The sequence below is a fragment of the Actinoplanes sp. NPDC051346 genome (genome assembly GCF_040682215.1).
In the GTDB taxonomy this organism is placed as follows: domain Bacteria; phylum Actinomycetota; class Actinomycetes; order Mycobacteriales; family Micromonosporaceae; genus Actinoplanes.
The window spans coordinates 24,236-38,942 of record NZ_JBFBAJ010000022.1; the positions used below are offsets into that span (position 1 = coordinate 24,236).

Below are 14,707 nucleotides of genomic sequence, written 5' to 3' on the forward strand. Positions count from 1 at the left end.
CGCGCTCTCGTGGGATGCCGGCTGGCCGCCGGGCCGGTCAACGATAGCCGCCGGATGACGGTGCGGCCGGTCACAGTCTATTCCGATCGGACCCGTATTACGATCACACTCGTAATACGTACCGCTCCTTCTGGCGAAAGCTGAAACGACATGCCCGAGATGATGCAGGCAGTGCTACTTGACGACTACGCGGAGGCCACCTTCCGTACGGCTCGGGTCGACCGGCCCACCCCCGGACCCGGCCAGGTTCTCGTCCGGGTGGTCGCGGTCGGGGTCAACCCCATCGACCCGAAGATCCGGACCGGCAAGTCGACCTACGCCATGCCGGAGCTGCCCGCGATCCTCGGCACCGATCTGGCCGGAGTCGTCGTCGAGACCGGTCCGGACGTCACCGAATTCACCGCGGGCGACGAGGTGTACGGCCTCACCGGCGGCGTCCGCGGGCTGCCCGGCTCGATGGCCGAGTACGCCGCCGTCGACGTCCGGTTGCTGTCGCGCAAGCCGGCGAACCTCACGCTGCGCGAGGCCGCCGCCCTGCCCCTGGTGTCCCTGACCGCGTGGGAGGGGCTCGTCGGCGCCGCCAACGTCGGACCCGGCGACAAGGTTCTCGTGCACGCCGGCGCCGGCGGGGTCGGCCACATCGGGGTGCAGCTCGCCCGGGCCCGTGGCGCGGAGGTCTTCGCCACCGCCTCGACGGGCAAGCTCGGCCTGGTCAAGGATCTCGGCGCCACCGCGATCGACTACACCACCACGTCCGTCGAGGAGTACGTGAACGCGTACACCGGCGGTCGCGGCTTCGACGTCGTTTACGACACCGTCGGCGGGCCGGTCCTCGACCAATCGTTCACGGCGGTGCGTCACTACGGCCACGTGGCCAGCTGCGCCGCCTTCGGTACGCACAACCTCGCGCCCGCCTCGCTGCGGATGGCCACTCTGCACGGCACCTTCGTGCTGCTTCCCCTGCTCACCGGTGAGCGCCGCGACGAGCACGGTCGGCGGCTGCGGGAGATCACCACGCTGGTGGAGCAGGGGAAGATCCGTCCGGTCGTTGACCCGCGCCGGTTCACCCTCGAGACCGCGATGGACGCGCACTTCGCGGTGGAGAACCGTACCGGCAACGTCAAGATCGTGATCGACGTAGCGGACGGCACCGTCTAGCGGCCGTCAGCGGAATGCTCGGAGGCCGGGGCGCGCAGGGTTTCCGTTGCGGTGGGCAGTCGGCGCAGCCGACGGACGGCAACGGCGGCGAGTGCGGTGCCGGTGGCCGCCAACAGCAGGCACTGGACCGCCCCGATGGTCATCGGTACGACAGTCTCGCCGAAGTGGCCCAGGAGCGTTGTCACCCGCAGCCCGAGCAGAAGCGGAACGAGCAACGCGAGTGCCAGCGGCCAGGACGGCGAGGGGTTGTCCCTGCTCGCCAGGTGCACCATGGCGGCGCAGATCAGTGCCGCGCAGTACATGCCGGGCACGTCGACGAGCGGGCTGAGCGCCATGTTGTCCAGGAACAAGGGTGCGGTGAGGAGGGCGACAGCGAAGCTGACGGCGGCGCCCACGGGCAGAGCGACCAGCCACGGCCGGGCCCGCACCCGCGGCACGTTCGGCCCGAAGGCGGTCAGCGCCAGCATCGGTACGGCGGCGAGGAACAGCCAGTAGGCCTGCGCCGGGACAGGGCCGTTCCACGGGTCGAGCATCTGGACGACGCTGGTGATCGCCGCCGGGATGAAGGCCACGACGGCCATGATCCGAGCCGCCCGATAGTGGCCGAACACCGCCGACAGGTACGTCGGGATCCACAGCAGTCCCGCCATCGCCCACAGTGCCCACCATTGGCTGGCGAATCCGACCTGCGCCTCCTCGACCACGCCCGGGCGGGGCAGGTGAGCGAGGTGCCAGGTCATGAATAGGGGCATGAGCAGGGACTCGACCGCGGGCACCAACAGGCAGATCAACGCGACCCGGCGAATCGCCTCGCCCCAGGCGAAGGCGCGCGGGGGAGCGCCGGTGCCACCCAGGCGCAGCCGCAGGGCCAGCAGCGCGATGCTGGCCACCTCGCCGTGGCTCGGGCTGCTGATCTCCACACCCTCCGGATCGTCGGGGGTCGAGGCGTAGGCCGCCTCCAGGAACGAGGACACCATGTCCTCTTCCCACAACCTCCGGTAGTCGGCGGGCAGCAGCCGCAATGCCCTGCGGTAGCGCTCTTCCAGCAGACTGGTCATCCCAGGCCTCCCACTGTCGCTGGTCGGTGTGCGGCCAGCCGCTGGCTGGCGGCCTTGGCGTTGGCGGCCTGTCGTGCGGCTTCCGCCGTGAGTGCCCGGCGGCCCCGATCGGTGAGCCGGTAGTAACGGCGCAGCCGGCCCTTGTGCGGCTCTTCCCGGTCCAGCTCGACCAGGTCCTCGCCGGCCAGGCGGTCGAGCACCCCGTACAAGGTGCCGATCTTCAGGGAGACCCGGCCCTCGGACAGCTCGGCCACCTCGCCGACGATTCCGTAGCCGTGCCGGGGGACGTCGACCAGCGCCGTGAGGACGAAGAACGCCGGCTCGGTCATCGGACTGGCAGTCATTGCCACAATATACTGCCTGACAAGATATCTGGGAAGGCCTGACGATCGTCCCGGATGATCTCCCAGGTTCGTGGCTCCGCCGCAGGTCAGAACCCTTGTCCCGTCCCACGGTCCCAGGGTCTGCTCGGGGCGTTGTCGGCCCCAGCGCCTCTTGGCACTGTTGCTCCGCGGGGCGCCTCGGGACCGTTCGAGCAGCACCCGCGGCGCGACGAGGAGATTTTGTGACGGGACGAATCGCGGGAGCGCTCGTGCCGTCCAGAAAAGCACCAGCTGCCCGCGGACGGCGCCGTCACGTCGGCCGGCTGGCAGCTAATGGTGGAGCGGACTGCGTAGTCCGCATCGGGGGCGGCCGGTCGCCATGGACCTGACGGGTTCTCGGTGACCGGCCGATCGTACGGTCAGCTCGGCTCCGCCGCCTTCAGGCAGGCGGGCCAGTTGCTGAAGCCCTTGTTGTCGGCCCACAGCCGGTGCGCGGTCGTGATGTTCCACTCGGGGTCGAAGGCCTGCCTGGGCGTGCCCTGGTATCGGTCGAGCACGACGTCGGCGAGCTGGAACACCCCCCAGTTCCGGGTGCCGTTGGTGTTCGGCGTGATCCAGTGCGGATCGAGGAACGACTGGCAGCGGGCGATCCGTACGGCCAGGTCCGGATTCTCGTGGAACACCTCGCGGACCCGCCGCTCCACCTGCGCGGGCGTCCACGTCTTCATGGAGACCCGGCCGGCGTAGAGCGCCTCCTTGGTCGCGTCGTCGACGACTCCCTTGGTCGGCAAATCGGCGAGGACCTGGAAGGCGGTGACCCGGCGCAGCGTCTCCGGGCCGAACGACGCGTCGACCTGGATGGTGGTGCCGGCCTCGGAGAGCAGCCGCTGCACCTCCCGGACGCACTCGTCGTGTTGTCCCATGCTGACCACGTCGGTGCAGGCCGGTGTGAACAGCATCCGGCCATCCGCCGAGCGGCTGGCCGCCGCGCTGGAGGCGCGCTCCCGCGGCCAGTGCTTGGCCGCGAAGGCGGCCGTCGTCATCGTGCCGACGAGGGCGAGCGCGAGCGCCGCGACCAGGTAGCGACGCGGCATCCGCCGGGACGGCGCAACCGGCTCCGCCGTCGTGGCGTCCTCGGCGGCGGCATCCTCGTCCTCGGCGGCGGCAAGCTCGCCGACGGGTGCGCTCACTGCCGCGGCTGGAGGGTCTGTGTCCCCGGCGAACGTCGACGGCGTCTCTCGTGGCGCGGCGCTCGCCAACGCCCAGCGTCGGTGGAGCTCCAACAGCTCGTCCCGGCTCGCTCCGCACGCGCGGGCGAGGCGGCTCAAACTCTCGAAATCGGCCGGTACGGCGGCGCCGGAGCAGTACCGGTGCACGCTGGACCGGCTCAAGTTCGCGCGGCGGGCCAGCGCCTCGTAACTTCGCCCGGTCCGTTCCTTCAGCCGCTGCAGCAGCTCGGCCAGATCCTGAATGGAATCAGCTGACACCGACGTCCCCCATGTCGAGCGGCATGGCACCCCGGCGTCCCGGTTTCCGGCGGACCCGCCGACGACGGAACGCCGCGGGCGACTGTAGCCGACCACGGTGCGAGGACGCACGTCCGGTGGGTGACTGCGGCATAGCTCTCCGATGTACTCGGATCGCAATCCGGCGCCGCCGGTTCCGTCTCAGCTCTCGACCAGCAGCCACCTCTGGTCGCGATCGGTCTGTTGCCGATCTTTTTCGTACACGAAGGCTCCGTCCCATTCGCCGTCCCTCGAGGGAGCCTCGTGCAGATCCAACACCTTGCCCGAGGCCCGGTTCCGAATCCAGAGCCGGCCGTTTCCGGCATCCTCCAGCTTCCATTGCGCCGAGCGCCAATATGTACGGATCAGCGCCGCTGAGACCGGAGAACTGCTTGCTGAGGTCGCACATGGCGACACCCAGCGCGGCGATCGCGTCGTGCGGGTCCCAGACGGAAGCCTTCTTGCCCTTGTACATGTCCCACAACGCCGGAGTGAACAGGGGCGATGCCCTCATTCGCCCCTTCGGACCGCCGGTTGGCGTCGAAGTTCGACGCGGCTCGCAACTGGGCGGCGACCCGGGCCGGGGTCACTCTCGGGCAGATCACGCCGGCCGCGTTGATGTCGGCGACCAGGTCGTCCGGCACCTTCAGAGGCGTGGTGGCGGGGCCGGCGCCAGGCTTCGGGCCCTGACCGATGCGGAACACGGACTGGTCGGAATACCAGTCGGCATATCCCGCGACCTCGTCAACATAGGACTGTACGGACGCCGGGATGCCGTTCGCGGCCTTGACCTCCGCTAGGCTGCTGCGTTCGGCGGCGACGGCCAGCTCCCAGGGGTCACCCTTGATCTTCTTTTTGCGGAGCTGACCGGCGAGGCGGTGCCCAACATGCTCAACTTCTTCTCGGCGGCAGAGATCGAGATCGGGCATACCGATGAAGGGACCTTCAACAAGAATTCCCACAAGCTTCAGATCACTACTCGAGGCTCAGGCAGGAGCGGCGGCCGAGGAGGCCGATGACGCTGTCAGCAGTGCTGAAGTGATGCTCGCAGAGGGAACGGAGAGAGATGCGCATTGAGGTTGCTCATCGGTCGCCAGTGCGGGCCATCGCTGGTGCCACGACGGCCGACGGTCGAGGGTTGATCGTGACTGCGGGAGGCGACGACCTGTTCCGCCTGTGGGATGCGTCTTCCGGTGCGCCGGCTGGCCGGGCGATCCCCTACTCGGATTGCATCGTCTCGTTCCTCGGGGTGCTTGAGGCTCCAGGCCTCCGCCTGCTGATCTCCGCCGACGGCACGGCGATCCGCCGGACCGACATGGAGACCGGCAAGGAGGTCGGGCCGCGGCTGCGGCCGCACCAGGCGGCGTGGATTCCTGTCGGTGGCCTCGGTCCGGTGGCGATGTTCGCCGATGATGACAGCGCGGTGCTGGTGGCGGGTGGGCCGTTTGGTTCGGTGCACCGTTGGGATGCGGTGAGCGGGGAGCTGCTGGGGAAGGACTGGATCGCTCATGACAATAAGGTCCTGTCGCTGGCGGTCATGCGAGTCGACGGGCGCCCGATGCTCGTCTCCAGTGGCACAGACGGGCTGGTGCGCCGCTGGGACGCGGTGACCGGCGAGCCGATTGGTGAGGCGTGGGCCGGCCCGGACGGGCCTGTCACAGAGCTCGTCTGTGTGTCTGCGAACGGCCGTTCTGTGGTGATCGGCCAGCAGCGGAAGGGGGCGATCCATCGGTGGGACGCGGTGACCGGTGAGCCGATCGGTACGCCGATGTTGGTGGAAGGTTGGGGCCTGATAGGCGGCGGTCTGGCAGTGACCCCCGATGGACGTGCGCTGCTGTCGGTGGACCAGCGCGGCAGGCCGTGGCGGTGGGATCTGACCGTGGACGATCCGGTGGCTGAGCCGCTGTCGGAGCCGACCGCGGTGGTGGAGGCGGTGGCGGTAGTGCCGTCGAAGCAGGGTTGGCTGTTCGTCACCGGCGGCCTTCGAGGTCGATTGCGACGCTGGGACCCAACTGGCCGGATGGTCGGCGACGACATGTCCGGCCACACCGCCGCAGTGAGTCAGGTGCTCGCGGTGGCGCCCGGCCCAGAATCGCAAGGCCGGACGGTGTTGCTGTCCACTGGTCGCGACGGGCTCCGCGTCTGGGATGCGGCAACCGGTGCAGCGATGGGTCGTCCGGGGGTCGATCCACCACAGGTCGGCCAAGGCCTGGCCGCGGTGTGGCTGCCCGACGGCCGGTTGCTCGCGGCTTCGACCGCCGAAGAGGGCTTCCTGCGCTACCGCATGCCCGCGGGCACCGTCGAGGACCCGCCTGCCGACGAACCCGAACCGACAGTCACGGAGGTCGCCGTCGGTAGGTTGCCCGATGGCCGGCACTTCTTCGCCGGCGCCGGTCAGGACGGTCCGGTCTATCTGGTGGACGCGGCCACTGGAGAAGCAGTGGGTGAGCCGCTGCGTGGCCTGACATCACAGACGTTGGGCGTGGCGGTCGTGACCCTGCCGGATTCGACTGTCATGGTTGCCGCAGGCGGCGAGAAGAGCCAGGTCCTACGGTGGAACGCGGTCACCGGCGAGCAGATCGGCGCGCCGCTCTCGGCAGGCGAGTGGATGATCCTGTGGGTGACGTTCCACCCGCTGTCGGATGGCCGGGTGGTGCTGAGCGCGCACGATGACGACGGAGACGTCTACCGGTGGGATGCGGTGACGGGTGAGCGGTGGGGCCCGCCGCTACGAGCCGGCGGAGAACCGGGCGCCTCGCTGCGGCTGGACGCTGTCTCCCCAGAACGGCTGCTCGTGGCCGCCGAGGATCGCGTCGTGCGGTGCTGGGACGTCGTCACCGGTGAACACCTCGGTGACGTGCCGGACGCGCTCTGCGCCACCACGGCGATCCTGCCCGACGGCCGCGACGTCTTCGTCGTCGGCGGGACGGACGGCAGCATCACCATCACCCCGATACCGGCACCCCAATGATCGCGGCGACATCAGGAAGCGGGGGACTCCACATCTGATTCGCGGATTTCATCGCCCATGCGTGTCCGATGATTGAGCTGCAGCTGAAGCCCGGATCTGTCGGCTATCTCGCCGGTCGGGGGTTTCTTCATGTTGGATGCGCTTCTTGCTCGCAAGGCATCGATATCAGCGACGATGTGACCGGAATGGCACCCTTCGCGGGAAGCAGAGCATCGCCGTCGCCGACCTTAGACCAGGCGACTGCATTAAGGACCTGGAGTCCCAAGACGGCAAGTATATTGATGCCCTGCCCTGCTCGGCGCCGCACACAAGCGAGCTCTTCGCCGCCTTTGCGGTGTCCGAAGAGGAGCTTGGAGCCGGCCTCGCTTCAAAGATGGGATGTCTCCAGCGCTTCGCTTCCTATGCCGGTCGCGACGTACCGCAGGATGCGGAGTTCACTCTCGTCACCGCACGTATGGCGGACAGCGACCGGGGCATCCTGTGCTTCGGGCACCAGACGGTCGGCACGACGACGGGCTCACTCAAGCGCTGACATCAGCGTTGTGTTCCATAGCCTCACCTGCGGGCCTCGTTTGGCTAGCCACGTGGACACGCTGCGGGGCACCAGTCCCAAACCCTCACTCAGTCGCGGTAGCGGCGGTTCAGGACTTCGAGCGCCATGCGGCCCCATGCGATGTTCTCGCGTTCGAAGCTGATGCCGCGCTGCAATGTCAGATAGGGGCCGATGCGCTTGCCCGTCATCAGGAAGTCCTCGTCGGCGCGCCCGCCGAGGATTTCCGCCAGGCGAGCCTCGTAGGTTTCCAGGCGGCGGGTGCTGGTCTCGATGCGGGACTCGATCGAGGAGCGGACACTGCGAACGTCCGCGTGGGCGAGCGCCTCGACCTGCACCAGCAGCTCGTCGCGGAGGGTTGTCGGGCGGGGCTCCTGCTTCGTGAACTCGTTGAGCGCGAGGCGCCCGGGCTCGGTCAGCGAGTAGAGCCGTTTGTCAGGGCGCTTGGGCTGGGCAACGACCCGGGCAGAGAGCAGCCCGTCCGACTCCATCTTCTCCAGCTCGCGGTAGAGCTGCTGCGAGGTGGCGGTCCAGAAGTTCGCGACCGAGACGTGGAACTGCTTGGCCAGCTCGTAGCCGGACGCCTCGCGGTTGATCAGGGCGGCTAGGACTGCGTTGCGAAGCGACACGGTATCCAGATTACGAGGAGGGGAGCCGGGGGCAGGTCATCGCGCACGGGGGCGGAAGTCGGGTGAAGTCTTACGGCGGACGGCTTGCTGGGCGATCCGGGTGTTTCGCAGCAGGAGCAGGCGCAGCTGTTCCCGCCTTTCCCGGGCGAAGGTCCGGCGGGCGCTGCTGGTCACGGCGCCGTCGAGCAGTCGTTTGGCGGCGGCGACCGCGTCCGGGGAGCGGGTGGCGAGCCGCCCGGCGAGGGCGGTGGCGGCGGCCAGCGGATCGTCGTGCACTTCGGTGACGAGGCCGATGCGGGCCGCCTCGGATCCGGAGATCACCTCCGCGGTCATGGTGAGACGTTTGGCGACGTCGATGCCCACGACCTCGGACAGGCTGCGCATCCCGGTCATGTCCGGGATGATGCCCCACTTGCCTTCCAGCACCGACCACTTGGAGTCCGGTGTCGCGAGGCGGAAGTCCGCGCCGAGGGCGATCTGCACGCCGCCGCCGTAGCAATGCCCGTGCACCGCGGCGATCACCGGGACGGGGACCCGCCGCCAGGCCCAGCAGGCTTCCTGGAAGAGGTTGGTTCCGCGCCACGGTGCGGGCATGAAGGCGCCCGCGATGCGGCGAGGCGTACGCATCACGGTCGGAAAGTCCAGGCCGGAGCAGAACGAGTCGCCCTCACCCGCGATGACGACCGCCCGCAGCGTACGGTCGCGGCGCAGCCACCGCGCCGTACGGACCAGATCGTCGAGGGTTTCCAGGGTGAGCGCGTTGAGCTTGTCGGGCCGGGCCAGGCGGACGTGCGCGATCGCGTCCTCGACCCGGGTCGTCACGAGCTTCGTCGACGGCTGCTTGCTGGTCATGGGTGCGCTCCTGGAGGGGGTCAGAGCCGGGCGGCGAGCTCGGTCGCCTGCTTGATCGCGCGCTTCGCGTCCAGTTCGGCGGCGACGTCGGCGCCGCCGATGACATGGACGGAGACGCCTTGGGCGGTGAGCGGGTCGACGAGGTCGCGGACGGACTCCTGGCCGGCGCAGATCACAACCGTGTCGACGGGAAGGATCTGGGCCTGACGCGGTGACTTGGGATCGCGGACGTCCTGCGGCACGGTGATGTGCAGGCCCTCGTCGTCGATGCGGACGTACTCCACTCCCCGCAGCATGGTCACACCGGAGTCCTGCAGGGTGGCTCGGTGCACCCAGCCGGTGGTCTTGCCGAGCCCCTTGCCCAGCGGCGTGGATTTGCGCTGCAACAGGTGGATCTCGCGGCGAACGGGCGCCGCCGTCTTGGTGGTGAGGCCGCCCCGGTGCAGCGCCGGATCGGTGACGCCCCAGCGCCGCATCCACGCCTCGGCCTGTTCGCCGGGCTCGTGCAGCAGGAACTCCGCGACGTCGAAGCCGATCCCGCCGGCGCCGATGACGGCGACGCGGTCACCCACCGGGGCCCGCTCGGAGATCACCTGCTGGTAGGTGAGGACCTTCGGATGCGTCGTTCCGGGGATGCGCGGCATCCTGGGCGTCACCCCGGTCGCCAGGATCACCTCGTCGAACCCGGTCAGTTCCGCCGCTGAGGCGCGTACGCCCAGGTGAAGGGTGATGCCCCGGACCTCGATCATGTGCTCGTAGTAGGCGAGCGTGTGCGCGAAGTCCTCCTTGCCGGGGATTCGCGCAGCCAGGCGGAACTGGCCGCCGATCCGGTCCGAGGCCTCGAAGAGTTCGACGCGGTGGCCGCGGCCGGCGAGCTCGACCGCCGCCGCCAGCCCGGCCGGGCCGGCGCCGACCACGGCGATGCGCTTGGTCGTCCGGGTCGGTGTGAGCACCAGCTCCGTCTCGTACCCGGCGCGCGGGTTGAGCATGCAGGTGGCGCGCTTGTTCCGGAAGGTGTGGTCCAGGCACGCCTGGTTGCAGGCGATGCAGGTGATGATCTCGCGATCCCGGCCCTCGGCGGCCTTGTTCACGAACTCGGCGTCGGCCAGCAGCGGCCGGGCCATCGAGATCAGGTCGGCGTCACCGGCGGCGAGCACCTGCTCGGCGATCTCGGGCCGGTTGATGCGGTTGGAGGCGATCACCGGCACGGACACCTCGCGGCGCAGCTTGCCGGTGACCCAGGCGAAGGCGGCCGGCGGCACCGAGGTGACGATGGTCGGCACCCGGGCCTCGTGCCATCCGATCCCGGTGTTCAGGATCGACACGCCACGCTCCTGCAGGCCGCGCGCGAGCTCGACGGTCTCCTCCCAGGACTGGGCGTCGTCGACGAGGTCCAGGAGGCTGATCCGGTACTGCACGATGAAGTCGTCGCCGACCAGATCGCGGGTCCGCCGTACGATCTCAAGTGGGAAGTTCATCCGCTTCGTGGCGCTTCCGCCCCACTTGTCGGTGCGGTCGTTGGTCCGGGCGGCGAGGAACTGATTGATCAGGTACCCCTCCGAGCCCATGATCTCCACGCCGTCGTACCCCGCCTGCCGGGCCAGGCCCGCGGCCCGCGCGAACGTGGTCGCCGTGCGATCGACCTCCCGCGTGCTCATGGCCCGCGGCCGGAACGGGGTGATCGGCGACTTGCGCCGCGACGAGCTGGTGCTGAACGGGTGATACGCGTACCGGCCGGCATGCAGCACCTGCAGCAGGATCTTGCCGTCGTGACCGTGCACGGCGTCAGTCACCACCCGGTGAGCGCGCGCGTGCCCGCGCGACGTCATCACGCTGCCGAACGGCGCCAGCCAACCCCGCCAGGTCGGCGCGAACCCGCCGGTGACCATGAGGGCGACCCCGCCTCGCGCGCGCTCGGCGAAGAACGCCGCCAGCTTCGGCAGATCCCGTGCCCGGTCCTCCAGCTTCGTGTGCATCGATCCCATCACCACGCGGTTGCGCAGGGTGGTGTGACCGAGATCCAGCGGGCTCAGCAGGGTCGGATACCGGTTCTCAGGCCGTTCGGGGGACGCGCTCACGTCGTCTGCCTCCTCGCCTCGGGCTCGCTGGACGGGGGCAGCATATACAACTAATCACCTATGCAACAGGTTGCATAGTGTCGAGCTTGTCGCGGGGGGACCCGCTGGCTTGTTTGATGCGAGCAGAGGCTCCATTTCGCTAGTCGCCGGTGGCGTGCAACGAAGGGTTCTCCGTTGCGCGCCACCGGCGACGGGTTTGCGTGCTGGGGTGGATCACGAGGGCGCGGACCGGCGTCTTGGCCGCCATGTCGCCCGGACGCCGGCGGCGGGTGGGTCAGCGGTGCAGGAACCCCGGCAGCCAGCGGTTGCGAGCGGCGCGGGCCTTCGCTGCCCGACGGCGGCGGATGAGGACCGCGGCCACGGCGCCGACGGCGGTCAGGGCTGTCGCTGCAGCCGGCACGGGACGGCGGCGGACGGCGTGTTGCGCTTGCCGGGCCCGTTGCGGCGCTGAGGCCCGTACGTGGGCAGTCTTGGTCTTCATGGTCGACAGGGCGCTGCTCAGACGCGGGCGGGGGAGGGTGATCGCCGCAGCGGTGTCGCCGAGGTTGTCGCGGGTTTCTTCGATCTCCGTGCGGATGTTCTCCGGAGCGCCAGGGGTGCTATGCGAACTCGTCACCTTTGCGGTGCTGGGGTTGATCTTCATGGCTTTTCCTCTCTTGGAGCCTGCACGCCGTCGTCGCCGGCAGCCTGACGACGCGGTAGTCGCCTCCTTGCCCGTCCGTGGAACCCGGCTAACGTGACTAATGTGTTCATTCATGCCTTCGGGCGGTGACTGCTGGGCTACCCGGTCCGGGGTCGATCGCAAACGTCGATGGCACGGCGACGCACGGTTTGGCGCGTGCCGCCTGGGTATACGGCAGACGACGGCACATTCATCGACGACGATGAGGAGTCTGTGATGCAGCCCTACGTGTTTGAGCCGTGGGCGTGGCGTGACCCCAACCTGGTCGGCGGCACCCCCGCCACCAGCGGCGAGCGGGCCTTCGACGCCGACAGCGACCGCGCGGACGAGCAGGTCGGGACGGACCTGGCCGGCTACCACGTCGAGGCCACCGATGGTGGCATCGGCAAGATCGACGAGGCTACCTACGACGTGGGCAGCGCCTTCCTGGTCGTGGACACCGGGCCGTGGATCTTCGGCCGCAAGGTGCTGTTGCCGGCCGGCACGGTGCAGCGGATCGACCACGCCGACCGCAAGGTGTACGTCGACCGCACCAAGGACCAGGTCAAGGATTCGCCGGAGTACGACAAGGACACCTTCGACACTCCGGAATACCGCGACCAGGTCGGCACCTACTACACCAGCAGCTACCGCGACGTGCCACCAGTGCAGTAGCCCACACCGCACAGCTAGACGCCGCTGTCACCGCGAATGGTGACGGCGGCGTCACCCACGAGGTCGCGCCGCCGGCCCGCATCCCAGGGCCGCGGTGAGGGCGACCAGGTTGGCGCGCATGACGGAGAAGTAGTCCGCGCCGGGCTGGCTGATCTCGAGCGGATCGAGCAGGGCGGTGCCGCCGCCGACCTCGCTCGCGACGGTCTTGGCGGCGCCGGTCCAGAACGGGTCGGTGAAGAAGACGGTCGTGGTGCCCGTGGCCTTCGCCTGCTCGGTGACCTCGGCCAGACGCTGCGGCGAGGGCTCCTCTTCGGCAAGGACGCCGGTGATGCCGATTTCCTTCAGGGAGTGGCGGTCGGCGAGGTAACCGAATGCGCTGTGGCTGGTCACAAACTCGCGGCGCTGGCACGTTTTCAGCTTGGCGGCGTACTCACGGTCGAGCGCGTCCAGCTCGGCGTGCAGGGAGCGGGCACGTTCCTTGTACGCCGCGGCGTGTCTGGGATCGGCCAGGCTGAGGCTCTCGGCGATTGCCTCCGCGATGGCGGCGTAGCGCTTCGGGTCGAGCCAGACGTGCGGATTCGTGCCGCCCTCCTCGCCGGTCGTGGGTTCTTCGGCCGGGAGCGGGTCGACGCTGGCGGTGACGTCGAGGGAAGTGGTAGCCCAGGAGCTGAGGTCGACTTCCGCGGCCGGCTGGAGGAAGCCGTCGAGGTAGACGACGAGCGACGAGTCCCTGATGTCGGCGATCTGGACGGGGGTGACCTCCGCGTTGTGCGGGTTGACGCCGGGCTTGGCGAGTTGGCTGACCAGCACGGTGTCCCCGCCGACGCGTTCGGTCAGAAAGGTCAGCGGATAGAGCGCCGTCACCACGAAGAGCCGGCCGTCGCGGAACCCCTTCGGGTCGAAACCGCACGCATTCGTCGCCCCGAGCAGCAGCGCGGTGACGGTGACCGCAACGATACGGCGGAACCGGGCCGGCTCTTTCCGCTCCAGGCTGGAGATCAGAGCGCGCTGCCCTTCTTCCACTGGGCCCAGCTCAGGTTCCAGTCGGTCCAGCCGTCACCCTGCTGGATGTGCTCCTCCGTGCCGGTGATCGTGACCGGGTCGCCCATCAGCGTGTTTTCGAAGAGCCACGCACCCATGTTCTGGGAGACGTTGATGCAGCCGTGCGAGACGTTGGTGCGACCCTGAGCCCACGCCGACCAGGGCGCCGCGTGAATGAATTGGCCGCCCCAGGTCAGCCGCTGGGCGTACTCGACCTCGACGTCGTAGGCGTCGTCGCCGGTGAACCGGCCGATCGTGTTGAACCTGGTCTTCCGCAGCTTGTTGACGACCAGCATGGTGCCGCCGACCGTGGGGAATCCTGGCTTACCGAGGCTGACCGCGAGGCGCTTGACGGTCTTACCGTCGCGCTTGACGGTCATGTGCTTGCTCTTGTTGTCCACCGTCATGACGAAGGACCGGCCGACCTTGACGTCCACGGTGTAGTCGGAGCGGCCGTACCACCCGTCGCCCATCGGCACGCCGGCGAGCTGGATCCGGTAGGAGATCTTGGTGTACGGCTTCCAGTAGACCTTCGGCCGGTAATGCACCTCTTTGCCGCTGATCCAGTGCCAGATTCCCTCCTGCGCCGGTGTGGCGGTGACCTGCATCCGGCGCTGCACCTCCGCGCGGTACTTCTTCGGAATCTCGCGCTCGAAGTTGATGAACAGCGGCATGCCGACGCCGACGGTCTGGCCGTCGCTGAGGTGGCTCACGATCCGGACCAGCTTCGACGGCTTCTTCATCACGGTGAACGAGCTCGTCGCGGAGCCCGAGCCGGTGACCGTGACCGTGTACTTCTTGCCCCAGCCCAGTGCCTTCGCCGGCCGGAAGACCTTGGCGTCCTTGTCGAGGGTGCCCTTGACCTCTTTGCCCTCGGCGTCCTTGACCGCGACCGACGTGTTCGCGGGATCCTCGGACTTGTACGCGATCTCGGTGCTGGCCACGACGCCGGTCGCGTCGGCGGCGGGCTTGGTGATCGCCACGGTGCTCAGGGAGGGTTGCGGCGCCGCGGATGCGGACGGGCTCTGCGACCCGGCCGGCGACGAGGGAGATCCGGGCTTGCTCTCGCCGCTGCAGCCCGCGCTGAACAGCACACTCGCCGCCACCAGTGCCGCCACGGCCGTACGCCACTGCCGCCCGGCCGAGCCGGCCACCCCATGAAGTTTCATGATCCCTCTCACCACACCGTCGTCGACGACCATAATC

General features: G+C 68.9%; 15 protein-coding genes. 4 read left to right on the forward strand and 11 right to left on the reverse strand.

All coding sequences use genetic code 11. The annotated features are described in order from the left end of the window. The first annotated feature begins 150 nt into the window (after positions 1-150). Complete coding sequence (locus AB0M36_RS35255; RefSeq protein WP_364166669.1) at positions 151-1,158, forward strand: zinc-dependent alcohol dehydrogenase family protein; 1,008 nt, start codon at positions 151-153, stop codon at positions 1,156-1,158. Here the strand turns inward: AB0M36_RS35255 and AB0M36_RS35260 are convergent. The 5 genes from AB0M36_RS35260 to AB0M36_RS35280 all read right to left on the reverse strand — a co-directional run bounded on the left by AB0M36_RS35260 (position 1,155) and on the right by AB0M36_RS35280 (position 4,973). Next, positions 1,155-2,216: a hypothetical protein gene (locus AB0M36_RS35260; protein ID WP_364166670.1), complete on the reverse strand. Its 1,062-nt coding sequence runs from the start codon at positions 2,214-2,216 to the stop codon at positions 1,155-1,157. The two genes, AB0M36_RS35255 and AB0M36_RS35260, sit on opposite strands and share 4 nt — an antisense overlap. Continuing rightward, the gene (locus tag AB0M36_RS35265) at positions 2,213-2,545 is read right to left on the reverse strand and encodes a PadR family transcriptional regulator (RefSeq protein WP_364166769.1); all 333 of its coding nucleotides are present in this window, start codon (positions 2,543-2,545) and stop codon (positions 2,213-2,215) included. The genes AB0M36_RS35260 and AB0M36_RS35265 overlap by 4 nt, the downstream gene beginning before the upstream one ends. 413 nt (positions 2,546-2,958) lie before the next feature. Beyond that, entirely contained in the window at positions 2,959-4,026 is a 1,068-nt protein-coding gene (locus tag AB0M36_RS35270) for a helix-turn-helix domain-containing protein (RefSeq protein WP_364166672.1), read from the reverse strand. Between the two features lie 180 nt (positions 4,027-4,206). Then, a complete protein-coding gene (locus AB0M36_RS35275; protein ID WP_364166674.1) occupies positions 4,207-4,461 on the reverse strand; it encodes an RICIN domain-containing protein in 255 nt (84 codons plus the stop codon). Next, positions 4,410-4,973 carry a hypothetical protein gene (locus AB0M36_RS35280; protein WP_364166676.1) on the reverse strand — a complete coding sequence of 188 codons (564 nt, stop codon included), beginning with the start codon at positions 4,971-4,973 and terminating at the stop codon, positions 4,410-4,412. Before AB0M36_RS35280 ends, AB0M36_RS35275 begins: the two co-directional genes overlap by 52 nt. 215 nt (positions 4,974-5,188) lie before the next feature. Between AB0M36_RS35280 and AB0M36_RS35285 the strand changes: the two genes are divergently transcribed. Together AB0M36_RS35285 and AB0M36_RS35290 are read left to right on the forward strand one after the other, a co-directional pair. Beyond that, the gene (locus AB0M36_RS35285) at positions 5,189-7,015 is read left to right on the forward strand and encodes a WD40 repeat domain-containing protein (RefSeq protein ID WP_364166678.1); all 1,827 of its coding nucleotides are present in this window, start codon (positions 5,189-5,191) and stop codon (positions 7,013-7,015) included. A gap of 136 nt (positions 7,016-7,151) precedes the next feature. Then, positions 7,152-7,547, forward strand: coding sequence for a hypothetical protein (locus AB0M36_RS35290; RefSeq protein WP_364166680.1), 396 nt, complete (start codon positions 7,152-7,154; stop codon positions 7,545-7,547). Between the two features lie 89 nt (positions 7,548-7,636). Here AB0M36_RS35290 and AB0M36_RS35295 read toward each other — a convergent pair whose 3' ends face one another. The 4 genes from AB0M36_RS35295 to AB0M36_RS35310 form a co-directional block, all read right to left on the reverse strand. Further along, positions 7,637-8,194: a PadR family transcriptional regulator gene (locus AB0M36_RS35295; RefSeq protein ID WP_364166682.1), complete on the reverse strand. Its 558-nt coding sequence runs from the start codon at positions 8,192-8,194 to the stop codon at positions 7,637-7,639. Positions 8,195-8,230: 36 nt separating this feature from the next. Beyond that, entirely contained in the window at positions 8,231-9,046 is an 816-nt protein-coding gene (locus AB0M36_RS35300; protein WP_364166684.1) for a crotonase/enoyl-CoA hydratase family protein, read from the reverse strand. 20 nt (positions 9,047-9,066) lie between these two features. After that, positions 9,067-11,124, reverse strand: a complete 2,058-nt coding sequence (locus AB0M36_RS35305) for an NADPH-dependent 2,4-dienoyl-CoA reductase (RefSeq protein ID WP_364166686.1) — start codon at positions 11,122-11,124, stop codon at positions 9,067-9,069. Between the two features lie 274 nt (positions 11,125-11,398). Continuing rightward, positions 11,399-11,767 (reverse strand): hypothetical protein, encoded by a 369-nt coding sequence (locus tag AB0M36_RS35310; protein WP_364166688.1) that lies wholly within the window; start codon positions 11,765-11,767, stop codon positions 11,399-11,401. A 255-nt stretch (positions 11,768-12,022) separates the two neighbouring features. On the opposite strand from AB0M36_RS35310, the gene AB0M36_RS35315 reads away from it, so the two are divergent. Next, a complete protein-coding gene (locus AB0M36_RS35315; protein WP_364166690.1) occupies positions 12,023-12,460 on the forward strand; it encodes a PRC-barrel domain-containing protein in 438 nt (145 codons plus the stop codon). A 51-nt stretch (positions 12,461-12,511) separates the two neighbouring features. Here the strand turns inward: AB0M36_RS35315 and AB0M36_RS35320 are convergent, their stop codons facing one another. Beyond that, the gene (locus tag AB0M36_RS35320) at positions 12,512-13,483 is read right to left on the reverse strand and encodes a metal ABC transporter substrate-binding protein (RefSeq protein ID WP_364166692.1); all 972 of its coding nucleotides are present in this window, start codon (positions 13,481-13,483) and stop codon (positions 12,512-12,514) included. Further along, positions 13,459-14,670 carry an Ig-like domain-containing protein gene (locus tag AB0M36_RS35325; protein WP_364166693.1) on the reverse strand — a complete coding sequence of 404 codons (1,212 nt, stop codon included), beginning with the start codon at positions 14,668-14,670 and terminating at the stop codon, positions 13,459-13,461. Before AB0M36_RS35325 ends, AB0M36_RS35320 begins: the two co-directional genes overlap by 25 nt. Positions 14,671-14,707 lie beyond the last annotated feature (37 nt).

Excerpts from the sequence above, each read along its gene's own strand:
- AB0M36_RS35325 (WP_364166693.1), bottom strand. The coding sequence starts at position 14,670 with ATGAAACTTCATGGGGTGGCCGGCTCGGCCGGGCGGCAGTGGCGTACG.
- AB0M36_RS35280 (WP_364166676.1), bottom strand. The coding sequence starts at position 4,973 with ATGCCCGATCTCGATCTCTGCCGCCGAGAAGAAGTTGAGCATGTTGGG.
- AB0M36_RS35265 (WP_364166769.1), bottom strand. The coding sequence starts at position 2,545 with ATGACCGAGCCGGCGTTCTTCGTCCTCACGGCGCTGGTCGACGTCCCC.
- AB0M36_RS35315 (WP_364166690.1), top strand. The coding sequence starts at position 12,023 with ATGCAGCCCTACGTGTTTGAGCCGTGGGCGTGGCGTGACCCCAACCTG.
- AB0M36_RS35255 (WP_364166669.1), top strand. The coding sequence starts at position 151 with ATGCCCGAGATGATGCAGGCAGTGCTACTTGACGACTACGCGGAGGCC.
- AB0M36_RS35290 (WP_364166680.1), top strand. The coding sequence starts at position 7,152 with ATGCGCTTCTTGCTCGCAAGGCATCGATATCAGCGACGATGTGACCGG.
- AB0M36_RS35310 (WP_364166688.1), bottom strand. The coding sequence starts at position 11,767 with ATGAAGATCAACCCCAGCACCGCAAAGGTGACGAGTTCGCATAGCACC.
- AB0M36_RS35260 (WP_364166670.1), bottom strand. The coding sequence starts at position 2,216 with ATGACCAGTCTGCTGGAAGAGCGCTACCGCAGGGCATTGCGGCTGCTG.
- AB0M36_RS35300 (WP_364166684.1), bottom strand. The coding sequence starts at position 9,046 with ATGACCAGCAAGCAGCCGTCGACGAAGCTCGTGACGACCCGGGTCGAG.